The sequence below is a fragment of the Streptomyces virginiae genome (assembly GCF_000720455.1).
Taxonomy (GTDB): Bacteria; Actinomycetota; Actinomycetes; order Streptomycetales; family Streptomycetaceae; genus Streptomyces; species Streptomyces virginiae.
In genome coordinates, this window is the sequence record NZ_JOAK01000033.1 from 28,854 (window position 1) to 50,632 (window position 21,779).

19 protein-coding genes are annotated in these 21,779 nt (G+C 70.9%); 7 read left to right on the forward strand and 12 right to left on the reverse strand.

Annotated elements, in window-relative coordinates; genetic code table 11:
* Positions 1-62 precede the first annotated feature (62 nt).
* From IG86_RS0132845 to IG86_RS0132885, 8 genes are all read right to left on the reverse strand, one after another.
* Positions 63-860: an ABC transporter permease gene (locus IG86_RS0132845; RefSeq protein WP_030901851.1), complete on the reverse strand. Its 798-nt coding sequence runs from the start codon at positions 858-860 to the stop codon at positions 63-65.
* Complete coding sequence (locus IG86_RS0132850) at positions 847-1,698, reverse strand: 2-aminoethylphosphonate ABC transporter permease subunit (protein WP_051785549.1); 852 nt, start codon at positions 1,696-1,698, stop codon at positions 847-849. The genes IG86_RS0132845 and IG86_RS0132850 overlap by 14 nt, the downstream gene beginning before the upstream one ends.
* Before the next feature lie 256 nt (positions 1,699-1,954).
* Positions 1,955-3,004, reverse strand: coding sequence for an ABC transporter ATP-binding protein (locus IG86_RS0132855; protein WP_030818848.1), 1,050 nt, complete (start codon positions 3,002-3,004; stop codon positions 1,955-1,957).
* Positions 3,001-3,750, reverse strand: coding sequence for a phosphonatase-like hydrolase (locus IG86_RS0132860; RefSeq protein WP_030901854.1), 750 nt, complete (start codon positions 3,748-3,750; stop codon positions 3,001-3,003). The genes IG86_RS0132855 and IG86_RS0132860 overlap by 4 nt, the downstream gene beginning before the upstream one ends.
* A 5-nt stretch (positions 3,751-3,755) precedes the next feature.
* The gene (locus tag IG86_RS0132865) at positions 3,756-4,883 is read right to left on the reverse strand and encodes a TIGR03364 family FAD-dependent oxidoreductase (RefSeq protein ID WP_030901857.1); all 1,128 of its coding nucleotides are present in this window, start codon (positions 4,881-4,883) and stop codon (positions 3,756-3,758) included.
* A gap of 149 nt (positions 4,884-5,032) precedes the next feature.
* Positions 5,033-5,797, reverse strand: coding sequence for a GntR family transcriptional regulator (locus IG86_RS0132870; protein ID WP_030818842.1), 765 nt, complete (start codon positions 5,795-5,797; stop codon positions 5,033-5,035).
* 99 nt (positions 5,798-5,896) lie between these two features.
* A complete protein-coding gene (locus IG86_RS39345) occupies positions 5,897-6,655 on the reverse strand; it encodes a hypothetical protein (RefSeq protein ID WP_051785546.1) in 759 nt (252 codons plus the stop codon).
* A 426-nt stretch (positions 6,656-7,081) separates the two neighbouring features.
* On the reverse strand, positions 7,082-8,365 hold the full coding sequence (locus tag IG86_RS0132885; protein WP_385873566.1) for an ROK family transcriptional regulator: 1,284 nt from the start codon (positions 8,363-8,365) through the stop codon (positions 7,082-7,084).
* A 53-nt stretch (positions 8,366-8,418) separates the two neighbouring features.
* Here IG86_RS0132885 and IG86_RS0132890 point away from each other — a divergent pair, with 53 nt between their 5' ends.
* Positions 8,419-9,543 (forward strand): Gfo/Idh/MocA family protein, encoded by a 1,125-nt coding sequence (locus IG86_RS0132890; RefSeq protein WP_037943449.1) that lies wholly within the window; start codon positions 8,419-8,421, stop codon positions 9,541-9,543.
* 153 nt (positions 9,544-9,696) lie between these two features.
* Here the strand turns inward: IG86_RS0132890 and IG86_RS0132895 are convergent, their stop codons facing one another.
* The 4 genes from IG86_RS0132895 to IG86_RS0132910 form a co-directional block, all read right to left on the reverse strand.
* On the reverse strand, positions 9,697-10,554 hold the full coding sequence (locus IG86_RS0132895; protein WP_030818834.1) for a fumarylacetoacetate hydrolase family protein: 858 nt from the start codon (positions 10,552-10,554) through the stop codon (positions 9,697-9,699).
* 122 nt (positions 10,555-10,676) lie between these two features.
* Positions 10,677-11,372 (reverse strand): YidC/Oxa1 family membrane protein insertase, encoded by a 696-nt coding sequence (locus IG86_RS0132900; RefSeq protein ID WP_030818833.1) that lies wholly within the window; start codon positions 11,370-11,372, stop codon positions 10,677-10,679.
* A gap of 114 nt (positions 11,373-11,486) precedes the next feature.
* Positions 11,487-11,834 carry a DUF6412 domain-containing protein gene (locus IG86_RS0132905; protein ID WP_030901867.1) on the reverse strand — a complete coding sequence of 116 codons (348 nt, stop codon included), beginning with the start codon at positions 11,832-11,834 and terminating at the stop codon, positions 11,487-11,489.
* Positions 11,835-11,918: 84 nt separating this feature from the next.
* Positions 11,919-12,728: a class E sortase gene (locus IG86_RS0132910; protein WP_385873563.1), complete on the reverse strand. Its 810-nt coding sequence runs from the start codon at positions 12,726-12,728 to the stop codon at positions 11,919-11,921.
* Positions 12,729-12,784: 56 nt separating this feature from the next.
* Here IG86_RS0132910 and IG86_RS0132915 point away from each other — a divergent pair, with 56 nt between their 5' ends.
* The 6 genes from IG86_RS0132915 (at position 12,785) to IG86_RS0132940 (ending at position 21,770) form a co-directional block, all read left to right on the forward strand.
* Positions 12,785-13,780 (forward strand): SEC-C domain-containing protein, encoded by a 996-nt coding sequence (locus IG86_RS0132915; protein ID WP_030901871.1) that lies wholly within the window; start codon positions 12,785-12,787, stop codon positions 13,778-13,780.
* A gap of 110 nt (positions 13,781-13,890) precedes the next feature.
* On the forward strand, positions 13,891-15,423 hold the full coding sequence (locus tag IG86_RS0132920; RefSeq protein WP_030901872.1) for an ATP-binding protein: 1,533 nt from the start codon (positions 13,891-13,893) through the stop codon (positions 15,421-15,423).
* Positions 15,416-16,396, forward strand: coding sequence for a PD-(D/E)XK motif protein (locus IG86_RS39350; protein WP_037943452.1), 981 nt, complete (start codon positions 15,416-15,418; stop codon positions 16,394-16,396). The genes IG86_RS0132920 and IG86_RS39350 overlap by 8 nt, the downstream gene beginning before the upstream one ends.
* A gap of 16 nt (positions 16,397-16,412) precedes the next feature.
* Positions 16,413-19,370 carry a Z1 domain-containing protein gene (locus tag IG86_RS0132930; RefSeq protein WP_037943455.1) on the forward strand — a complete coding sequence of 986 codons (2,958 nt, stop codon included), beginning with the start codon at positions 16,413-16,415 and terminating at the stop codon, positions 19,368-19,370.
* Between the two features lie 82 nt (positions 19,371-19,452).
* Positions 19,453-20,439: a DNA cytosine methyltransferase gene (locus IG86_RS0132935; RefSeq protein ID WP_030901878.1), complete on the forward strand. Its 987-nt coding sequence runs from the start codon at positions 19,453-19,455 to the stop codon at positions 20,437-20,439.
* Positions 20,440-20,492: 53 nt separating this feature from the next.
* A complete protein-coding gene (locus IG86_RS0132940; RefSeq protein ID WP_234351328.1) occupies positions 20,493-21,770 on the forward strand; it encodes a DNA cytosine methyltransferase in 1,278 nt (425 codons plus the stop codon).
* Positions 21,771-21,779 lie beyond the last annotated feature (9 nt).

Consider the following 21,779-nt stretch of genomic DNA (forward strand, 5'->3'; position numbering starts at 1 on the left):
GGAACTTCCTTACGGGGAAGGGGAGTCGGCGGAGGTCGGTGCGCGGTGGGGTGCTGCGGGGGTCAGCGGTACGAGGCCCTGGTGCGGATGCGGGAGACGGCCAGCAGGACCAGCAGGGTGGTGGCCATCAGGACCACCGCGACGGCGGAGCCGCTGAAGAGCGAACCGCGGTCGGTGGCGGTGAAGATCCGGACCGGGAGGGGCGTCCAGTCCGGGGGGTAGAGCATCATCGTGGCGCTCAGCTCGCCCATGGACAGGGCGAAGCAGAGGCCGGCCGCGGCCGTGAGGGACGGCAGCAGGAGGGGGAGCCGGACCCGCCACAGCACGTACGCGGGGCGGGCGCCCAGGGAGGCGGCCGCCTGCTCGTAGGCGGGGTCGAGGCGGACGATCGCGGCCGACACCGACCGGTGGGCGAACGCGGTGACGAGGACGGTGTGCGCCAGGACGACGATCGAGCCGGTGCCGTTGAGCAGGACGGGCGGGCGGCTGAAGGCGACGAGCACGGCGAGGCCGACGACCACGGACGGCACGGCGACGGGCAGCATGAACAGCGCGTCCAGCAGTCGCTTGCCCCGCCGGCGCAGCGCGGCCCCGGCCAGCGCGGCCCAGGTGCCGACGGTGAGCGCGAGGAGGCTGGCGGCGACGGCGGTGATCAGGCTGGTGGTGAGGGCCTGGAGGGATTCGCCGCGTACGGCGGCCGCGTAGTTCGCGGTGGTCGGGCCGGAGGGGAGGGCGCCGGACCAGTAGGTGGCGAAGGACGCCGCGACCACGACGAGCAGGGGCAGGGCGAAGAGGGGCAGGAAGAGGAGGCCGAAGAGGCCCCAGGCGGCCCAGCGGCCGGCCCTGCTATGCACCAGCACGCTTGCTCACCACCCGGTAGAGGCCGAACAGGCCGACGGAGATCGCGATGTTGACGACGGCGACCACGCAGGCGGCCGGGTAGTCGGATTCGAGGATGGCCTTGCCGTAGATGAGCATCGGCAGGGTCGTGACGTCCTTGGCCCCGGTGAACAGGACGATCCCGAACTCGTTGAGGCACATGACGAGGACGAGGCTGCCGCCGGCGCCGAGGGCGGGGAGGGCCTCGGGAAGGATCACCCGGCGGACGATGCGGGCGGGGCGCGCGCCGAGTCCCGCGGCGACCTCCAGCTGGGCGGTTTCCAGCTGGGAGAAGGCGGCGAGGAGGGGACGGATCACGAAGGGCGTGAAGTACGTGATCTCCGCGAGCAGGACGCCCCAGGGGGTGGTCAGGAAGTGGAAGGGCCCCTCGGCGGCCCCGGTGAACTCGGTGACGAGGCCGTTGGCCATGCCGACGGTGCCGTAGACGAAGAGGAGGGCGAGGGTAATGAGGAAGGAGGGGAAGGAGAGGAACACGTCGATGAACTTCGCGACGGCGCGGGCGCCGGGGAAGGGTACGAAGGCGATGACCAGCGCGAGCGTGAACCCCAGGACCAGGCAGCCGAGGGTGGCTCCGACGGCCAGCCAGACGGTGGTCCCCAGGGCGTCGAGGAAGGCCCGCGACCCGAAGACCCGGGCATAGGCGTCGAAGGCGCCGCCGCCGTTGTCGGGGGTGAGGGACTGCTGCACGACCAGCGCGAGGGGATAGAGGAACAGCACCGCGAGCACGACGACGGGCGGCAGCGCCCACACGCTGCGCGGCACCGCCCACCCCTCCCCGTCCCCTTCCGGGGCCCCCAGCCCCGCCGGCGTTCGAGGCGCGGGGTTAGGGGCGGAGCCCCGCACTCCCAGCCCCGCCGACGTTTGAGGCGCGGGGTTAGGGGCGGAGCCCCGCACTCCCAGCCCCGCCGGCGCTTGAGGCGCGGGGTTAGGGGCGGAGCCCCGCACTCCCAGCCCCGCCGGCGTTTGAGGCGCGGGGTCCGGGGCGGAGCCCCGGGGGCGCGCGGCCGCAGGGGGCTGGTCCGACGGGTGGGGCGGCAGGGCTCGCCGCGAGGCGTCAGGCACGGGACACCCCCGCAGCCAGCAGGACGGCGTCCCGCGGCTCGAAGTGCAGCGTGACCCGGTCCCCCAGCGCGGGCGTCTCCCGCAGTTCGGGCAGGTCCGCCTTCAGCCGGTGCCCGTCGACGTCGACGTACAGCCGGTGCGTCGAGCCCCGCCACTGCACCTCGGCGATGGTGCCGCTCAGCGCGTTCGGTCCGGCGCCGAGGCCGAGCAGGTGCGGACGTACGCACAGGGTGGCCGCGGCGCCCGGCGCCGCGCGCCCCCGGTCGAGGGTCAGCGCCCGGCCCTCGAAGACCGCACCGCCGTCCGCCACCGTGACCGGCAGCAGGTTCGCGTTGCCGACGAACGACGCGGTGAACTCGGTGCGCGGGGCCCGGTACAGCTCCTGCGGTGTTCCGCAGTCCTGCAGCCGGGCCCGGTCCATGACGGCGATCCGGTCGGCCAGCGTGAGCGCCTCCACCTGGTCGTGGGTGACGTACAGGATGGACACGTCAGGCAGTTCGCGGTGCAGCCGGGCCAGTTCGGCGAGCATCCCTGAGCGCAGTTGCGCGTCGAGGGCGGAGAGCGGTTCGTCCAGCAGGAGGACGCCGGGGCGGATGGCGAGGGCGCGGGCGATGGCGACCCGCTGCTGCTGGCCGCCCGACAGCTCGCGCGGGTAGCGCCGGGCGTAGGCGGCCATGCCCGTCATCTCCAGGGCCTCGGCGACTCGTCCCGGGATCTCGGACTTCGGCGCCTTCTGGGCCTTGAGGCCGAAGGCGACGTTGTCCTCGACCCGCATGTGCGGGAAGAGCGCGTACTGCTGGACGACCATGCCGATGCCGCGCTTGTGCGGCGGGAGCGCGGTGACGTCCCGGCCGCCGATGAGGACCCGGCCCGCGACGGGCCGTACGAAGCCGGCGACTGCGCGCAGGGCGGTGGTCTTGCCCGACCCGGAGGGTCCGAGCAGTGCCATGACCTCGCCCGGTTCGACGGTGAGGTCCAGGCGGTCCAGGACGGTGTTGCCGTCGTAGGCGACGCAGACCCCGTCGAAGCGGATGCCGCTCACGCCGACTCCAGGAGGAGGGCGGGGAGTTCGGCGACGGAGTCGAGGACGTGGGTGGCGCCGCCCCGCGTCAGCGTCGGACGGTCGTGGGCGCCGGTGAGGACCCCGGCCACGGTCCCGGAGCCGGCGCGCCGCCCGCTGAGCATGTCGTAGGCGGTGTCGCCGACGACCACGACGTCGGTCACGTCGGCCACGGCGCCGGTGCGCAGGAACGCGGTCAGCACCATGTCGGGGTAGGGCCGGCCGCGGCCGCCCGCGTCGGCGGGGCAGAGGGTCAGGTCGGCGAGGTCCTGCCAGCCGAGTGCGTCGAGGATGGCGTCCTGGGTGACCCGGGCGAAGCCGGTGGTCAGGGCGACGGTCCGGCCGTCGGCACGGAGCTCCTCGATCGCGGCGCGGGCGCCGGGGAGGGCGGTGACGAGACCGCCGTCGACGAGCTCCCCGTACGCCTCCTCGAAGGCGGAGTTGGCCCGCCGGGCGAGTTCCTCCGTGCCGAAGAGGTGGCGGAAGACGGAGATCTTGGACTCGCCCATGGTGGCGAGGACGTACCGGAGCTTCTCGGTGTGGTCGGGGGTGCCGGGTTCGACGCCGAGGCGCTCGGCGGCCCGTTCGAAGGCGCGCTCGACGAGGCCGCCGTCGGCGACGGTGGTGCCGGCCATGTCGAGGACGACCAGCCGGCGCGCGTCGGTGGTGGTGGCGATGGCGGTGGTGTTGGTGGTGGTGGTGGTGGTGGTGTTGGTGGTGTCGGTCATCAGACTTACCAGCCCAGTTCGTTCGCGGTGGTCTCGGCCATGGCCGGCGAGCAGGTCATGCCGCGTCCGCCGGGTCCGGTCACCAGCCAGACGCCGTCGGCGACCTGCTGGCGGTGGACGACGCGGGTGGTGTCGGTGCACTGCGCGTACACGCCGGCCCAGCGGTGCCTGATCTTCGGCAGGGGGCGGCCGAGGAAGGACTCGACCACCTCGGTGAGGTGCTCGTAGGGGTCTTCGAGGGTGTCGAAGGCGAAGGGGTGCTCGTACTCGTGGGTGTCGCCGATGGTCAGGCCACCGTCCCGGCGCTGGACCATCAGCAGTTGCATCTTGTGCGCGGCGGCGATCGGCGACTGGGCCTGTGCGGCGTTCAGTTCGTCGAGGGCGGCGGAGCGGTAGGCGGGGTAGTAGCGGAAGCTGTCGGCGTCCGCGACGGAGGTGGTGAGCTCCTCGCCGAGCGGGGCGGTCTGCATCATCTGGAGCCGTACGCGGCGCACGGGCAGGTCGGGGGCGAGTTCGCGGACCAGGCCGGAGAGCCAGGCGCCGGTGGCGAGGACCACGGCGTCGCCGCGGTGGACGTCGCCGTGGTCGTCGCGGACCGCGCCGGGGCCGGTGACCTCGCGGACCTCGCGGCCGGGGAGGAAGGTGTAGCGGTCGCCCGCCCGGGCCTTCAGGGCCTCGCGCAGGTGCAGTTGGGCGGTGCGCGGTTCGACGGCCGCGTCCCGCTCGCACCACAGGGCGGCTTCGAACTCACCGCGCAGGGCCGGGTTGATCCTGCGCGCCTCCTCGGCGCCGACCAGCTCGTAGCCGCGGGCGGCGGCGTCCGGTCGGGCCAGGGCCGCCTCGGCGACGGCGTACTCGCGGGCGTTGCGGACGGGAGTGAGGGAGCCGATGGCGCGGAAGCCCAGTCCGGGCACCTCCGCGCCGATGCGCTCCCACAGCTCGCGGGCCCGCAGGGCGGTGTCGAGCTCCTCTCCCCCGGCCCGTCCACTGATCCAGATCTGGCCGAAATTGCGCAGTGACGCGCCGCGCGCCTCCGCCTCCCGCTCGATCTGGACGACCTCGTGGCCGCGTTCGACTGCTTGCCAGGCGTGCATGGTGCCGACCACGCCGCCTCCGACGACTATGACTCTCACGCCGCCAACGGTGGGCGCGGCCCGTGGCCCCGAAGGATCGGTCCGGCGACGCGCCGGTGAACAGCCCTCGACGCTTGGACTAGACCCGTTATCTGTTCGTGACCTCACTACGCCCCTTTTCAATGGATCAGGGGCGGTTTGTTGTGGGGCTATTCGGCGCGCAGCCGGGTCGTGAAGCTGAACCGGTCGCCACGGTAGAGCGAACGCACCCGTTCCAGGGGCCGGCCGTCCTGGTCCCGCGAGAAGCGGTGGATGAGCAGCATGGGCAGGGCCGGCGGGGTGCCGATCAGCAGCGCCTCGCGGGGAGTGGCGAGCACGGTCTCCAGCTTCTCGTCGGCCTCGCCGAAGGAGATGCCGAGGCTGTCGCGGAGGTATCCGTAGAAGGAGGAGTCCGGCTGGAAATCGGCGTCCAGGCGCGGGGCCCGCGCCACCCGGATGTAGGTGCTCTCCAGGCCGACGCGCTCGTCGTCGGCGAGCAGGACCCGCTCCAGGTGCCAGACGGGCTCGCCGGGTTCGGCGCCGATGCCGGGCGCCAGGTCGGGCGGGCAGGGGAACTGCTCCAGGCCGATCAGCTGCCGGCCCGGTCGGCGGCCCTGGCGGCGTACGCCCTCGGTGTAGCTGGCGAGGGAGAGCGGCTGTTCCAGCTTGGGTCCGGCGACGACGGTCCCGCGGCCGGAGCGCCGCAGGCGGCCCTCCAGCAGCAGTTCGCGCAGGGCCTGCCGGACGGTCTCGCGGGACACCTCGTACCGCTCGGCCAGATCCCGCTCGGTGGGCAGCGTCCCGCCCTCGCCCAGCTCGTCGAGGAGCGCGGCGATCCGGGCCTTGACGGCGTAGTACTTGGGGATGCGGCCGTGCTCGGGGATACCGGACCGCACGGGAGAGCCGGGGCGGTGACCCTGGAGGTTCTTTTCCACAACGGGACTCTATGCGGGGTGGCCGGGAGGGCCGTACGGGGTTCCGGCGCTCCGGGGCGGGAGGCGGGGTCGGACTCTGGGCGCGGGGGGCGGTCGAGGTCAGTGGCCGCGGGAGGAGGCACGGGTGCGGAGCCGGCGGGCACCGAGCAGGAGGCCGCCACCGGCGGCGAGGGCGGCCACGGCCCCCGCCCCGGACACCCACTCACGCAGACCGGTGTGGGCGAGGGAGCCCGCCTCGACCGGGTCCTCGGACTGCTCGACGGAGAAGCGGTAGCCGCCGGCCTCGCCGATCCAGTCCCCGTCGTCGCCCTTGCGCTGGACGAGCGCGGCGTCGGCGACGACCTCGCCGGTGGGGGCGTCGGGGGCGAAGGCGAGGTTGACCTTGACGGTCCGGGTGCCGCCCGGGCCGACGGTGAAGCCGGGGAAGGCGTCGCCGCCGTCGAAGACGGCGATGATCTCGTCCCGGTCGCTGCGTTCCAGGCCGGCGGGCAGGGTGCCGCCCGGGGCCTCGAACTCCATCCGCAGGTGGGCGGGGCGCAGGGCGCGGGCCTTGTCGGTGAGGACGACGACGGGGTGGATGGCCTTGCACTCGGAGTTCGTGGTGTTGGTCAGGTCCAGGAACCAGGTCTGCGGCTCGCCGCCGGTGCGGTACACGGCCGGACCGCCGCGGATGCGCGCCCCGATGGGGAACGCGGAACTCTTGCCGTCCCCGCAGGTGGCCTGGACGCGGGATGGAGCGGCGGGAGCGGGGCGGGCACCGCCACCGGTGCCGATGTCCGCACCGGCGGGGGACGCGGTGGTGGCGGCCAGGGCGGCGGAGACGAAGGCGGTGAGGGCAAGGGCTTTGCGCAGTCGCATGGAAGACCTTCGCTGCTCGCCGGACAGGACGATGGTCGGACGAGGTGACCATCACCCCGGCCTGCCCGCACCCTGCCACGCCCGCGCGAGCCCTCACCGCGCACCACGCCTGAGTCATCCCGGTTTACGCCCGAACAGCCCACGCGTCAACCCCCACCAGCCCGACCACCCACCCCCACCCCGGCCGCACCATCCAGCCCCGCCGGCGTTTGAGCCGCGGGGCCGGGGGCGGAGCCCCGCTCTCTCAGCCCCGCCGCACACTCCAGCCCCGCCGGCGTTTGAGGCGCGGGGGCGGGGGCGGAGCCCCGCTCTTTCAGCCCCGCCGCACACTCCAGCCCCGCCGGCGTTTGAGGCGCGGGGGCCCGGGGGCAGCGCCCCCGCAACGGCGCCGCACCCGGACACCGACCCCGCGGCGGAGCCGCATCCCTACCCGCGCCCGAACAGCGGCGCCAGCGCCATCTCCGCCGCCCCCTCCGCCACACCCGCCCCCGCCAGGGCGACCACCGGCCGAGCCGGATCCAGCGCGCGGGCCGCGAGTACGGCTCCGACACCGGCCACGAAGACGTCCGGCGCCGCCGCCACCACCCGCCCGCCGAGCAGCACACGGTCCACGTCCAGCAGCGCGACCAGGTTGGCCGCGGCCTCGCCCACGATCCGTGCCGCCGCGGGAAGATCACCTCGGGCCACCGCCTCCAGGCACAGCACCTCCACGCAGCCGCGCGCCCCGCACCGGCACGGCGGCCCGTCCAGCAGGAGCACCTGATGGCCGAACTCCCCCGCCGCCGAACGGGCACCCCGGTAGACCCCGCCGCCCAGCCACAGTCCCGCGCCGAGCCCGGTCCCGACGTGCAGGTACACGCACGTACGGGGTCCACCGCCGAGCAGGACGTCGCCACCCGCGCCCACACCCGGCCCGACATCCGCACCCGCACCCGGACCCACGCCCACGCCTGCACCCGCACCCGCACCCGCGCCACGCCCGGCATCGGCATAGGCATCGGCTCCCGCCCCCGCCTCCGGCCAGGTCGACCGGAGCCACGCCCCGGCGGCCGCGGCCGCACCGGCGTTGGTGTCCTTGTCCAGCAGCACCGGCAGGCCCAGCCGCCCCTCCAGCACCCCCTTCAGCGGGAAGCCCTTCCAGCTCGGGAATCCCGTCACCCGTCCCATCACCCCGGCCCGGTGGTCGAGCGGCCCCGGCGCGGCCACGCCGACGCCCACGAGCGGCGGTCCGGCATGGGCGCCGACCCGCCCGACCGCTCGTACGACCGCCTCCACCGCCGCCTCCGGTCCGGCCGCGAAGTCGAGCGGGCCGCCGCTCTCGGCGACGACGCGGCCCGCCAGATCCACCCGTACCGCCCTGAGCGCGTCGCGGTCCAGGTGCACTCCGACCGCGTGCCGCACGTCGGGCACCAGCCGGAGCAGCGTGCGCGGCTTGCCGCCGGTGGACGCGGCGCGGCCCGCCTCCGCGACCAGGCCGTCCGCGCCGAGCCGCGCCGTGATCTTGCTGACGGCCTGCGGGGTGAGTCCCGTACGGGCGGCGAGTTCCGTACGGCCCAGGCCCGCCGGGCCGGCGCCGCGCAGCAGCTCCAGCACCAGCGCCTCGTTGTGGCCGCGCAGCGCGGGCAGGTTCACCCCGCCACGCCGACCGTGCGCATCCTTGTGGCCGCCGTGACCACCGTGACCGCTGTTCCCGCTACCACTGTCCACCAGCCCATTGTCCACCCTCCTTGCACTTCGGCAACACTGTTGCCAAAGTGGTCTCCATGAGCACCCCCGCCCCCACCGCACCATCCTCACCGCTCCGCGTCGGTGTCATCGGCTACGGACTCGCCGGTTCCGTCTTCCACGCCCCCCTCGTGGCCGCCACGGACGGACTCGTCCTCGACACGGTCGTCACCTCCGACCCGGCCCGGCAGGCCCAGGCCCGCGCGGAGTTCCCCGACGTCCACACCGCCACCACCGCCGACGAACTGTGGCAGCGCGACCTCGACCTCGTCGTCATCGCCTCGCCCAACAAGACGCACGTCCCGCTCGCCACCACCGCCCTCGAAGCCGGCATCCCGGTGGTCGTGGACAAGCCGCTCGCCGCCACCGCCGCCGAGGCCCGGGCGCTCGCCGCCCTGGCGGACCGGCGCGGAACCTTCCTCTCCGTCTTCCAGAACCGCCGCTGGGACAACGACTTCCTCACCCTGCGCCGACTCCTCGCCGACGACGAACTCGGCGAGATCCAGCGCTTCGAGTCCCGCTTCGAGCGCTGGCGCCCGCAACTGAAGGGCGGCTGGCGCGAGTCGGGCGCGCCGGAGGAGATCGGCGGTCTGCTGTACGACCTCGGCAGCCACGTCGTCGACCAGGCCCTCGTGCTGTTCGGGCCCGCCGTACGGGTGTACGCGGAGACCGACGCGCGCCGCCCCGGTGCCGAGACCGACGACGACACCTTCATCGCCCTCACCCACGCGAACGGGGTCCGCTCCCACCTCTACGTCAGCGCGACCACCGCCCAGCTCGGGCCGCGGTTCCGCGTGCTCGGCTCGCGGGCCGGCTACGTCAAGTACGGCCTGGACCCGCAGGAGGGCGCCCTGCGCGAGGGGCTGCGGCCGGACGGGCGGCTGCCCTGGGGCGAGGAGCCCCCGCACCTGTGGGGGCGGGTGGGCTCGGGCGAGTCACCGCTGACCGGCGGCGGCGCCCCCGTGCCGACCGAGCTGGGGGACTACCCGGCGTACTACGCGGCGGTGGCGGCCGCCCTGCGCACGGGCGGGCCGGCCCCGGTCACGGCGCTCGACGCCGCGCACTGCCTCGACGTACTGGAGGCGGCCCGCATGTCGTCCCAGGAGGGCGTGGCGGTCGAGCTTCCCGTCACGACGGTCACCACGGAGCACGGGCCCGCGTGACGTCACGGGCACGTGTCTGCACCCGTTCCGCATGCGCCCGTTCAGCACGCGCCCGTTCAGCACGCGCCCGTTCAGCACGCGCCCGGGCATGCGGAACGGGCGGGGCCGCCATCGCGGCGGCCCCGCCCGCCCCCTGCTTCTCCCGTGGCGCGGCTACGCGCCCTTGAACTCCTGGCGCTGACGGCCGAGCCCCGCGATCTCCAGCTCCACGACGTCGCCGGCCCGCAGGTACGGCTTCGGCTCCGGCTGGCCCATCGCCACACCGGCCGGCGTACCGGTGACGATGACGTCGCCCGGGTACAGGGTCATGAACCGGCTCAGGTACCGCACGACCTCGCCGACCGGGAAGATCTGGTCGGCGGTGTTGCCGTCCTGCTTGAGCTCGCCGTTGACCCACAGCTTCACGTCCAGGACCTGCGGGTCCGGGATCTCGTCGGCGGTGACCAGCCACGGGCCGAGCGGGGTGAAGGTCTCGCAGTTCTTGCCCTTGTCCCAGGTGCCGCCGCGCTCGATCTGGAACTCGCGCTCGGAGACGTCGTTGACCAGCACGTAGCCGCCGACGTGCGCCAGGCCCTGCTCCGCGGAGTCGAGGTAGCGGGCGGTGCTGCCGATGACGACGCCGAGCTCGGCCTCCCAGTCGGTCTTCACGCTGCCGCGCGGGATCAGGACGGTGTCGTCGGGGCCGCCCGCGGTGTCCGCGGCCTTCAGGAAGAGGATCGGCTCGGCCGGCGGCTCCGCGCCGATCTCCGCCGCGTGCCCGAAGTAGTTCAGACCGATGCCCACGATCTTGCCGATGCGGCCGACCGGCGCGCCGATCCGCAGCCCTTCGGCGTCCAGGACCGGAAGCTCACCCGACTCGGCCGCGGCCCGTACCCGGGACAGCACGGAGTCGTCGGCGAGCACTGCGCCGTCCACATCCGTGATCAGGCCGGACAGGTCCCGCAGAGTCCCGTCCTGGTCGAGCAGCGCGGGGCGCTCCGACCCGACCGGTCCGACACGCAGCAGCTTCATGGGCATTCTCCCGTGGTCGTGGGTGGTCGACCCATGGGCATGCCCCGGGCCGGACGATGGGTTGCGGCCATCGGAGGATTGGTCGATCCTCCAAGATGTCCACCCAATCCGCAAGACCCTGTTCACAGGGTGGAACGCATCGCTCCGTCGGCCGGCTGCTCGGCGGCGCGCGTCTTGCGGTACTCCAGCCAGGCCCGCTCCGCCACCGCCCAGGCGGTGGTGGTGAGCAGGTAGAGCCCGGCGGCCAGCGGGACCACGGCGGCAGTGATCAGCGTCCCGAAGGACAGCAGGGGCAGTACGCCGCCCAGCTTGCGCATGGCCTCCTGCTGCTCGGCGGTCAGCTCGGGCAGAGCCGCACCCCCGGCGGGCTTCTTCTTCGGGGCGGACGCCGCTGCGGCCGCTGCGGCCTCCGCTGCAGCCGCAGCCGACCGGCGCCCACGCACGGCACTCCACGCGGCCACCACCGCGATCGCCCCGAACAGCGCGAGGAACACCGACCCCTGCGCCCCGAACGGGCCGCCCTCCCCGAGCGCCTCGGTCCACCGGGACCCCAGCGGCGCGGCGAACAGCCGGTGGCTCAGCAGCTCGCCCCCCGACGAGAACGCCTGGTACATGAGGAAGAACACCGGCAGCTGCAGCAGCAGGGGCAGGCAGCCTGCCACCGGGGTCGCACCGCGGAAGGCGGCCCGGCTCAGCGGGTGCAGGGCGAGCCGTACGAGCACGGTGAACAGCACGATCGCGGCAGCGGTCGCGGACTCGGCCAGCGCCGGCTCCAGAAGCCGGCCCAGCTCAGCAACAAGGTGGGTGAAAACGGACACGTGGGCCCTCCGGGGGTCTCGTCGAACGTCGAAAAGAGGTGCATTTCGGCGTGACGACCCGCGAGGGGCGACAACAGTGATCAGTCAGCAGAAGGCGAGAGGTACTGCGCGCCCCTACGCGGCCGTCGGGACGAGACGGCCGGGCGCCCTGGGCCGCGACCGGCCCGAGGCATCGGGATCACGCTGCGGCAGGAACGCCGTGCGCTGCTCGCGATCACGGATCGCGGTGCGTATTCGGTGCGGCGGCACGGGTCGTACGAGCCGTGCGGCGGCGGCCAGCGCCTCGGCGCCGACGGAGACGGCGGCGACGGTCGCCGCGAGGGCGACCACCACGGCGCCCAGCCCGCCCTCCCCGGCGAACAGGCCGAGGGCTCCCCCGGCCAGCACCAGGAGCGGGAGCAGCACGGAGAGGGCCCGGGCGATCCGGGCGAACGGGACGACGTCGCGTCGCGGCCTGGCCATCGAACCTCCCCCTCTCCGCTCGGCGTTCTCGAAACCCTGTTCCCGATCGATGGTAACCGGGCCCGCCGACAACAGGGGGCGGGGTCAGGGTCCGGGCCGGAGGGTCCCCCAGACCACCAGCCGGTACTTCGAGCTGTACTCGGGCGTGCAGGTGGTCAGCGTGATGTACGCGCCCGGCTCGCTGTATCCGTACCCCGGCTTCACCACGCTCCGCGGCACCGGCGCGATCACCCCGGTGTCCCGCTCCGTCGTCTCGCTCAGGGTCCTGCCCACCACGTACGTGTACCTGCGCCCCCGCATGTCGACGATCAGCTCGTCGCCCGCCCGCAGCCGGTTGACGTACCGGAACGGCTCGCCGTGGGTGTTGCGGTGCCCGGCCAGCGCGAAGTTCCCCTGCGCGCCGGGCCCGGCGGTCCCGGGGTACTGCCCGACGTAGCCCTTGTCGAGGACCGCCCGCTTGTCGATGCCCTGCGCGACGGGCACGACCAGGCCGAGACGCGGAATGCGCAGCACGGCGTACGCCCGCTCCCGCACCGCCGACGGCCCGGCGGCGGGCCGGGCCGCAGGCGACGAAGGGGAGGAGGAAGAAGCCGACGCGGACGAAAACGGAGACGGAGAGGGAGACAGGGACGGACGCGAATCGAGCGGCGGCTCGGACGGGGAAGGACCGGAGCCGGGATCGTCCCCCCAGGCCCGCTCCAGTGCCCGTACCTCCTCCCGCGCAGCGGCCACGGCCTGCCGGTTGGTCCACCACACCTGGTGCACCACCAGCAACAACACCACCACGCCCACGGTGACGGTCAGCTCGGCGGCCGCCCACAGGACCCCCACGAGACCGGCCCGACGCGCCCGCCGGCCCCTCCCCTGAACCACCACAGGTATGTGATCCCGCACGGGCGGCACCCTAAGTCCTCCCCCGTCAACTGACCAGCGGCAGTACGGTGTGAACCATGCGCCCCGACACGCCTGCCGAGCACATCGCCGAAGCCGAGCGCCTCATCCGCACGGCGACCCGCTACCCCGAGGACCAGGAGCCCTTGCTCCTCCAGGCCGCGGCCCACCTCGAACTGGCCGACGAACGGGACCGGGCGAGCGCCCTGTACGACCAACTCCTCTCCTCCTCCCCGTCCGACCCCCACCTGATCAAGGCCCTCCAGGCGGCGAACCTCTGGGAGTACGGCCACGAGGCCGAGGCACGCGCCCTCATCTCGGGCATCCGCGACGCCTCCCCCAAGGACCCGGCCCCGTGGGAGGTCATCGCGGAAGCCCTGGAGGCGCACGACGAGTTGGAGGCCTCGGAGGACTGCTTCACCCAGGCCGCCACGCTGCTGATCGCGGATTCGACCCCGCTCACCCCGGCCACCACCGCCCTCCTGACGGGCCGCCACCGGGTACGCCGCCTCCTCGGGCGTCCGCACGACGACTGGGACATGGTGGCCGACACCCGCCACATCGGCCCGATCCCGCTCGACGAGCTCCACGACCCCAAGCGCATCTGGGCCCTGGGCTCCGACGACCCCGCCGAACTGCGCGCCGAGATCGCCCGCCTGCGCGCCGAACTGGGCGACCGCCGCGCGGCCCTGTCCCGCCCGTTCCCGGTGGCGATCCTCCACTGGCCGCAGCGCGAACTGTCCGAGCTGCTGACCAGCTACCCGACGCTCGGCTCGGAGTACGCGTCGCACGAGGCCCACCTGCGCGACATCGAGACCTCCCTGCGCGCCCTCGCCGCCTCGGGCACCACCAACCTCGGCATCGTGACGGCGAGCGTCCCCTCGTACGAGGCCTTCGCGGCCTCCGAGAAGACCTCCCCGGCCTCCCCCAGCCTCCTGGCCGAATACGCCACGACCCTGGCGGCCCGAGGCAAAGCCACCCCCTGGCCCCCCACCCCCACCTCCCCCTGCTGGTGCACCTCGGGCAAGCCCTACTCGGAGTGCCACGGGGGGTAGGGGCTCCGGACTCGGAGATCCACGCTTCCGGCCGTACACACCCAGACCTGCCACAGGGGACAGTCGCGGATTAGGCTCGTCCCCGATTCGACGATCCCCCTAGGCAGGCCATGAGCGACGACTGGCAGTTCGAAGTTCCCACCACTGGCAGCAAGCACCTTCCTCCCGACGCCCGGTACATGGAGGCCCTCAGCAGCCAGGGATACGGGTTCGAGGTGGCCATCGCCGACCTCGTCGACAACTCCATCGACGCCGGGGCCCGGGACGTGGTGATCCACTTCCTGCGCGACGAGGACCGGCTCGTCAGCCTCCTCGTCATCGACGACGGGAAGGGCATGACCGAGGAGGAACTCGACGTCGCCATGACCGTTGGGGGTCGCCGCGACTATGCCTCCGAGGCTCTGGGAATGTTCGGCACCGGGTTGAAGTCGGCATCACTCAGTCATGCGTCAGCGGTGACGGTCGTGAGCAAGACGCGCAGGACCAGGGCCGTGGGTCGGCGCTGGCTGATGGAGCGGGCGGTCAACGGATACCAGTGCGACATCGTGGCCGCCGACTACGCACAGACGCTGATCGACCGGTACGCCCAGCGGCCGATCACCTGGCAGGGAACCGTCATCCGCTGGGACGGGGTCAAGAACTTCCCCCGGAACGGCGGAGGTGGCCAAACCGACCGCTACCTGCACCGGACCATCAACCGCCTCGGTCTCCAGCTCGGGCTGTACCTGCACAGGTTCCTCGCCAAAGACGACTTCAACATCACGATCGCGGTGGAGGACGTGAACACGGGCACCGAGTACATGAACTTCGGCGTCGAGCCTCTCGACCCGTTCGGATATCCGGTTCCGGGTCACGCCGACTATCCACGGCGCTTCACCGTGGACCTCGCTTCGACGCTCCCCGTGTCCCTGGACGCCCATGTATGGCCGGCGAAGTCGACCCTGGACGGCTACAAGGCGGTCGGCTCCGTCCTGGACCGCCAGGGCTTCTACTTCTACCGACACAACCGCCTCGTACAGGCCGGCGGCTGGAACAACTTCCGCCAGCCGGATCAGCACCTCTCGCTTTCCCGCATCGCCGTCGACCTTCCGCCGCATGAAAGCGACGTGTTCCGGCTGACCGTGAAAAAGGAGGGCGTGGAAGTCTCCCCCGAGTTCGTCTCCGCTCTGGAGGGAGCTCGAGATGCCGAGGGGCGGCGCTTCCTCGACTACGTCACCGATGCCGAGTCGGTGTACCGCGAGGCACGCAAGCGGGCGGGAACGACCCGGAAGGCCGTCATAGGGCCGGGCAAGGGGTTCGACCCCGCAGTCCGAGAGGCCATCGAGGACGAGCTGCCTCTGTTGCCCGGTGAGGAGCCCATCGCCATCCGGTGGCACTCGTTGGACAACAGCCTGTTCTTCGATGTCGACCGGGAGAACCGAACCATCGTCCTGAATCACCACTATCGGTCGGCGATTCTCGGCGGAAGGCGCGGCGGCCTCAACGACGCCCCCACGTTGAAATCCCTCATGTACCTCCTGCTCCATCAGGTATTCGAGAAGGAGTACAGCGGGAGCAGGGAAAAGGACAACCTTCAATTGTGGCAGTCGATCCTCGTGGCCGCCGCACGCACGGAACTGGAACGCATGGGCGACGATGACTGACGCAGGCGCCTGCCCGGAACTCCCCTGGTCGACAGTCGAGCATTACCTCGGGGAACGTCAGGCAGCCAGCTACCTGCTCTCCGCACCGGCATCGGAACGCGCGGTCTGGTATGAGATCGGCGACGGCGGGCAGGACATCTCGCTGCAGGTGGAACTCGACCGGCACCAGCAGCCACCCCGCTCGTCGCTGCCTGCGGTCACCATCGACCAGGTGCGTCGCGAAGGGAGGCGGATGGCACGCATCCACACCACGCAGGTGGCGTTGATGCGCGATTTCCACGACCTCCTCATTGCCGTCGCCGACCGGATCGTCACAGGCGACCGCGATCTCGGGCAGGCTTTCGAGGAGACGGTGCACGCCTGGGGTCGGCTGCTCGACCAGCCGCGCGGCCTCGGTGCGGAGCGTCGCATCGGGCTGCACGGCGAACTGGCGGTCCTACATGCCGTTGCCCGCTCCCACGGGTGGGCACAGGCGATCGACGCGTGGACCGGGCCCAAGGCAGAACAGCACGACTTCGGGCTGCCCGAGTCCGATCTCGAGGTGAAGACCACTGCCGCGGAACGCCGACGGCACACCATCCACGGAATACACCAGCTCACGGAGAGTCCTGGTCGCCCCTTGTGGTTCGCCTCTCTCCAGCTGACGCGTGGCGGCCTTGGCGGCCGCTCCCTGCGCGACTCGGTGACCACGGTGATTCGGGACGCCCGCGCCGCGGACCGCATCGCGTCGGTGAGGCTGGAGACCGCCTTGGCGACGGGTGGATGGAGCGAGAGCGACCCGGACGACGAACGCTGGGCTCTGCGCGCGGCACCCTTGCTCGTTCCGGCCGAGCAGCTGCCGAGATTGACCGAGTCGATGATTCCCCTCTCCGTCAGGGAGCACGTTTCGTCGATCGACTACCGCATGGACATAACCCATTTGAGCTCGGCACCCGGCTCGCCGGTCGACCTCACCGACTTCCGTCTTCCGTGACCGACGAGGATCTCAATTGACAACCATCGAAACCCTCCGGATGGCGTTGCACAGTGCCGTGCTTTCCGATCTCGACGGCAGCAAGCCGAAGAGCCTGGCTCGTGCACTGGCGTACCAGGCCGAGGACATGGTCCCGGAGGCCGCAGCCTGTGCCGACGAAGCCGATTTCCAGACAGCGCTGAAGGGCGCCCGTTCGACACATCAGCTGGTAGAGCTCTGGCGGAAGCAGCTCACGCGCTGGGACTACGCCGACCAGCCCGCCTGGACCGACGCGCCTCCGCGCACGAGCGAGCGCAGGGCAGCGATCCACGATCTGCTGAAGCTCGAGGAGACCACCCGCACGCTGCTCGACGGGTTGATTCCCGTGTCGAAGGCGGCTGTCTCCGTGGTGATCAGCCCGGAACACAAGCCCTGGTACACGCCTCAGTCCCAACTCAGCCGACCGCACTACTGGCCCGCGTACCGGAACCTGCTCGCCGCCAAGGGATGGCCGGCCGATGCCGTGGCCGCGTTGGACGTGGCAACCGACCAGGTGGTCGAGCGACTGGCCGATCCCACCGACCCTGCGGTGTACCAGTCCAAGGGGCTCGTCGTCGGCTACGTGCAGTCCGGGAAGACCGCGAACTTCACGGGCGTCATGGCCAAGGCCGTGGACGCCGGCTATCGGCTGGTGATCGTTCTCGGTGGAACGCTCAACATGCTGCGCGCCCAGACCCAGCGACGCCTGGACATGGAGCTCGTCGGGCGGGAGAACATCCTGCGCGGTGCCGACGAGATGGAATCGGACTACGCCGACGACCCGGCCTGGGCGGCCGGAAAGTTCGTGTCCTTCGGAAGCCTCCCATCCACGCTGGGGGCGTTCGACATCGTGCGCATGACCACACGGGACGACGACTACAAAAGTCTGCTGCAGGGCATCACCGCTCTGGAATTCGAGAAGCGGGAACCGGCCCTTCCGCTGTACGACCGGGAGAACCTGCACCGCTCGTCGGCCCGCCTGATGGTGGTGAAGAAGAACAAGACGGTACTGGCCAAGCTCGTCAAGGACCTGGGGAAGATCAAGACCCCACTGGCAGAGATCCCCGTCCTGATCATCGACGACGAGTCGGACGAGGCCTCGGTCAACACGTCCAGGCCGGACGTCCAGCGCAGTGCGATCAACGAGCAGATCTCGAAGCTGCTGAACATGCTGCCGCGCGCCCAGTACGTGGGCTACACGGCGACACCCTTCGCGAATGTCTTCGTGGACCCGAGCGACACCGAGGACATCTTCCCGAAGGACTTCCTCATCTCCCTGCCCCGCCCGGAGGGGTACATGGGGGCACGCGATTTCCACGACCTGGACGGCGAGGTTGAGGAGCACGAGCGCACCGTCGCCAACTCCAACGAGATGGCTCACGTCCGCGACATCGTCGACGACGCGGAGAACGACACCTGCCTCCGGCAGGCCATGGACATGTTCGTGCTGACGGCCGCCATGAAGTTGTACAGGGAAGAGGTGGGCGGGCTCGGCGACGGCTACTTCGAGCATCACACGATGCTCGTCCACGAGTCGGTGCGCACCGGAGTCCACCGTGAGCTGCACGACAGGGTCCGGGCTCTGTGGGACAACGCCGGATACGCCGGTCCTCGTGGGCACGAGAGACTGCGCAGACTCTTCGAGAGCGACATCGCCCCGGTGTCGGAGGTGCGGGCCGACGGCCAGGCCGTTCCAGCCTCCTACGACGAGTTGATGCGATTCGTCGGGCCGGCGAGCGTGCGAATCGGCGGTGACGAGCAGCCGATCATCGTCGTGAACGGCGACAAGGACCTGGAAACGGGCGAGGCCGACTTCGACAAGCGCCCGATCTGGAAGATCCTCATCGGAGGCCAGAAGCTGGCCCGCGGCTTCACGGTCGAGGGGTTGACCGTGTCGTTCTTCCGCCGCCGGGCCGGAAACGCCTCCACGCTCATGCAGATGGGACGTTGGTTCGGGTTCCGCAAGGGGTATCGCGATCTGGTACGCCTCTACCTCGGCCGCAGGGAGACCATGGGGCGTACGGAGGTGGACCTGTACGACGCATTCCAGGCCATCTGCCTCGACGAGGAGGCATTCCGTTCGGAACTGCAACGCTATTCCGTGATGGTGGACGGTCGGCCACAGATCACGCCGGCGCAGATCCCCCCGTTGGTCTCCCAGCACCTGCCGTGGCTGAAGCCGACCAGTCCGAACAAGATGTACAACGCCAGACTGGAACTCGTACGGTCTGCCGGACGCTGGGAAGAGCCCACCGCGTACCCGCAGAAGGGTGACGCCATTCGGCGCAATACCGAGCTGTGGCTTCCGTACCTCGAATCCCTCGGATCACAGGCCCGCACGTACGGGCACCACTTCCAGGACAAGGGCGTCGTCCACCGCTTCAGCGCGCTGACGGGCATCTTCCCGGCAGCCACCGTCCTGGACACGCTCTGCAAACTGCGTTGGGAGGTGGCAGAGCAGTTCTCCCCGCACCTTCGGTACATCTCGGAGATCACCGAGGCGGGCATGGTGGACGACTGGGTCGTGCTCGCTCCCCAGCACGCCTCGGCCTCGGCCGGCAAGTGCGTCACCCTCGGCTCGGCGGGACGGCAGTACTCGTGGTTCTCCCGTGACCGCCGCGCAGACCGGGGGCCCCTTTTCGGCGCAATCAGCGACAAGAAGCACCGCGGAGTGGCCCACCGGATCGCCGGTGCCCTGAAAACCTCGGGGGACGTGCCCACGGAGGAGCTGGTGGCCGAACGCCGTGGTGCAATCGTTCTGTACCCGGTCGTGGAGACGACGCATCAGGGATCCATCGACGCAACCGGACGCATCGATTCGGACAAACTCGTCATGGCGTTCACCTTCGTGGCACCGGCCTCCGCCAACAGTGCCAACGGCCAGGTCGTCCAATTCACGACGATCTCTTCCAAGCCCAATGCGATCATCGACGTCACGGAGATCGACAGGAGTTGATCTCCGGGGAGGTCGACGGAGGCGGTGAGGCGGGTCTGTCCACCTCACCGCCTCCTCGCACACGGCGATTTCGGGGGACGGCATGAACGCAGGTACGACGGGACGGCTTCGATCTCTGGACATCTGCTCGGGCGCCGGTGGACTGGCCCTGGGCCTCGAGCAAGCAGGATTCGACCCCGTCCTCCTGCTCGACAACCGTGACGTCGCATGCCGAACCCTGCGCACCAACCGACCCACCTGGAAAGTCCTCGAGACCAACCTGCTCGACTTCGACCCCTCCGAGCACACCGAGACCTACGACGTGGACCTGCTGTCGGCCGGACTGCCGCGAGTAAAGGCCACGGCCACCGTGGCGCGCCGGGACAGCGAGGCCGAAATCGAACTGCTCCGAGCCACGATGTTGCTCCTCCACGGCGTGCAGCCCCGGGCGCTGCTCGTCGAGAACGTGCCCGACCTGGCGACGAAGCCGGACTACGAGGCGATTCGCTCATATGTCGCAGACGAACTGGCACACCTCGGATATCGACACACCTGGTTCGTCGTGAACGCGGCGGATTTCGGTGTCCCCCAAACTCGCCGCCAGGGAATTCTGGTTGCCTTCAAGGGCGACGTGCTGGACGCCTTCGTCCAGCCGACTCCGACCACCGATCCACACGTAACAGTGGGCGAGGCTCTGTTGGAAACGATGGCCGCCGGCGGCTGGGCGGGGGCACATGTGTGGGCGGAGCAAGCCGATCAACCCGCTCCCACTCTGGTCGGCGGTTCATGGGAACGCGGTGGCGCGGACCTTGGACCGACGGGGTCCAAACGCGCATGGGCCCGCATGGGGGTGGACGGAGGGACGGTGGCGGACGCCGTACCGGACGCCGACTTCCATTGGGATCCGGAACTCGGTCGGGCTGGGATGATGCCGTTGACCGTGACCCAGGCCGCACTACTCCAGGGGTTCCCTCAGTCGTGGCGGATCGAGGGTCGCAAGACCGCGATGTACCGGCAGGTGGGGCACGCGTCACCGCCTCCCGTCGGACGGGCGCTGGGCACCGCCATCGCTGCCGCACTGCGATCCTGAGGGCCGGGGAAGGGCGCGATGGGACTGCGGCTCGGTGACTACACTTGACCCCCATGACCAGAAAGCAGCCTCAGCCGTCTCAACCTGGGCAGATCCGTGTCATGGATCTGTTCGCCGGGGCTGGGGGGTTTTCCTCCGGATTCAGTCGGTACACCCTCGGGGGGACGACCAGCCCGTTCACCTCGATCGCCGCCGTCGAATTCGACCGTGCCGCGGCGGCGACGTACGCAGCCAATTTCGGCGGTTCACATGTCTTCGCGGGGGACATCGCGAACTTCGATCCCACTCCCTTCAAGGGCCAGGTCGACGTGATCATGGGTGGCCCGCCTTGTCAGGGCTTCTCCGGGCTCGGCAAGGAGGATCCGACGGACCCTCGCAACGAACTCTGGCAGGAGTACGTGCGGGTGGTGGCCAAGGTCCACCCCAAGGTGTTCGTGATCGAGAACGTCGACCGCTTCCTGAAGTCCGCGCAGTACGCGGAACTCCTTTCGGCTTCCGAGACCCCCGGACACCCGCTGCACGACTACACGGTGGTGCCCGCCATGATGAACGCGGCCGACTACGGAGTGCCCCAGGCGCGACGGCGCGTGATCGTGATCTGCACCCACAAGGACTTCGCCGAGCCGCTGCGGCACCCTGCACCGACCCACGCCAAGAACGGCTACGAGCCGAACGGCACCCACGACGTGCTCTTCGACCCCCTTCCCGGCCGGCAGGGTCTACCGCGCTGGGTTCCGGTTTCGCAGGTCTTCGAGATCTCTGCCAAGCTTCCGGTGCTGAAGCGCATGCCCGATCCCCGTGACGACGGACACTCCACCGGCTCCGTCCCCGGCCACTACCTCACGACGGATCTCCATTTCGGGCGAAACCCTGAGAACCTGTCCCGCGCGAGGTACATGGCCATTCCCGAGAACGGAAACCGGAAGGACCTCCGCGGGGTCAGCTATCGTCTCGACCGAACAGGCCGGATTCGCCTCTCCACCGAAAAAGACTACGGTCGACTGAAGAGCCAGGAGTTCTACCTCTCGACGGAGAGCTGGGACAAGCACAATTCCGGCTCCGGCGACGTCATGGGCCGCATGCGGAAAAACGCTCCTTCGGTGACCATCCGAACGGAGTTCTACAAGCCCGAGAAGGGGCGCTACCTCCACCCGACCGAGGACCGACCGATCACCCACTACGAGGCCGCTCTCATCCAGGGGTTCCCCGAGACGTTCAAGTGGCATGGAACCAAGATCGAGATCGCTCGTCAGATCGGCAACGCAGTGCCCGTGGGCCTCGGCAGGGCTTTGGCAGAGGCCATCCACACCTTCCTGGCGCGCCACAGCTGACCCAGCCCG

Excerpts from the sequence above, each read along its gene's own strand:
- IG86_RS0132935 (WP_030901878.1), top strand. The coding sequence starts at position 19,453 with ATGAACGCAGGTACGACGGGACGGCTTCGATCTCTGGACATCTGCTCG.
- IG86_RS0132915 (WP_030901871.1), top strand. The coding sequence starts at position 12,785 with ATGCGCCCCGACACGCCTGCCGAGCACATCGCCGAAGCCGAGCGCCTC.
- IG86_RS0132940 (WP_234351328.1), top strand. The coding sequence starts at position 20,493 with ATGACCAGAAAGCAGCCTCAGCCGTCTCAACCTGGGCAGATCCGTGTC.
- IG86_RS0132905 (WP_030901867.1), bottom strand. The coding sequence starts at position 11,834 with ATGGCCAGGCCGCGACGCGACGTCGTCCCGTTCGCCCGGATCGCCCGG.
- IG86_RS0132890 (WP_037943449.1), top strand. The coding sequence starts at position 8,419 with ATGAGCACCCCCGCCCCCACCGCACCATCCTCACCGCTCCGCGTCGGT.
- IG86_RS39350 (WP_037943452.1), top strand. The coding sequence starts at position 15,416 with ATGACTGACGCAGGCGCCTGCCCGGAACTCCCCTGGTCGACAGTCGAG.
- IG86_RS0132920 (WP_030901872.1), top strand. The coding sequence starts at position 13,891 with ATGAGCGACGACTGGCAGTTCGAAGTTCCCACCACTGGCAGCAAGCAC.
- IG86_RS0132860 (WP_030901854.1), bottom strand. The coding sequence starts at position 3,750 with ATGACCGACACCACCAACACCACCACCACCACCACCACCAACACCACC.
- IG86_RS0132895 (WP_030818834.1), bottom strand. The coding sequence starts at position 10,554 with ATGAAGCTGCTGCGTGTCGGACCGGTCGGGTCGGAGCGCCCCGCGCTG.
- IG86_RS39345 (WP_051785546.1), bottom strand. The coding sequence starts at position 6,655 with ATGCGACTGCGCAAAGCCCTTGCCCTCACCGCCTTCGTCTCCGCCGCC.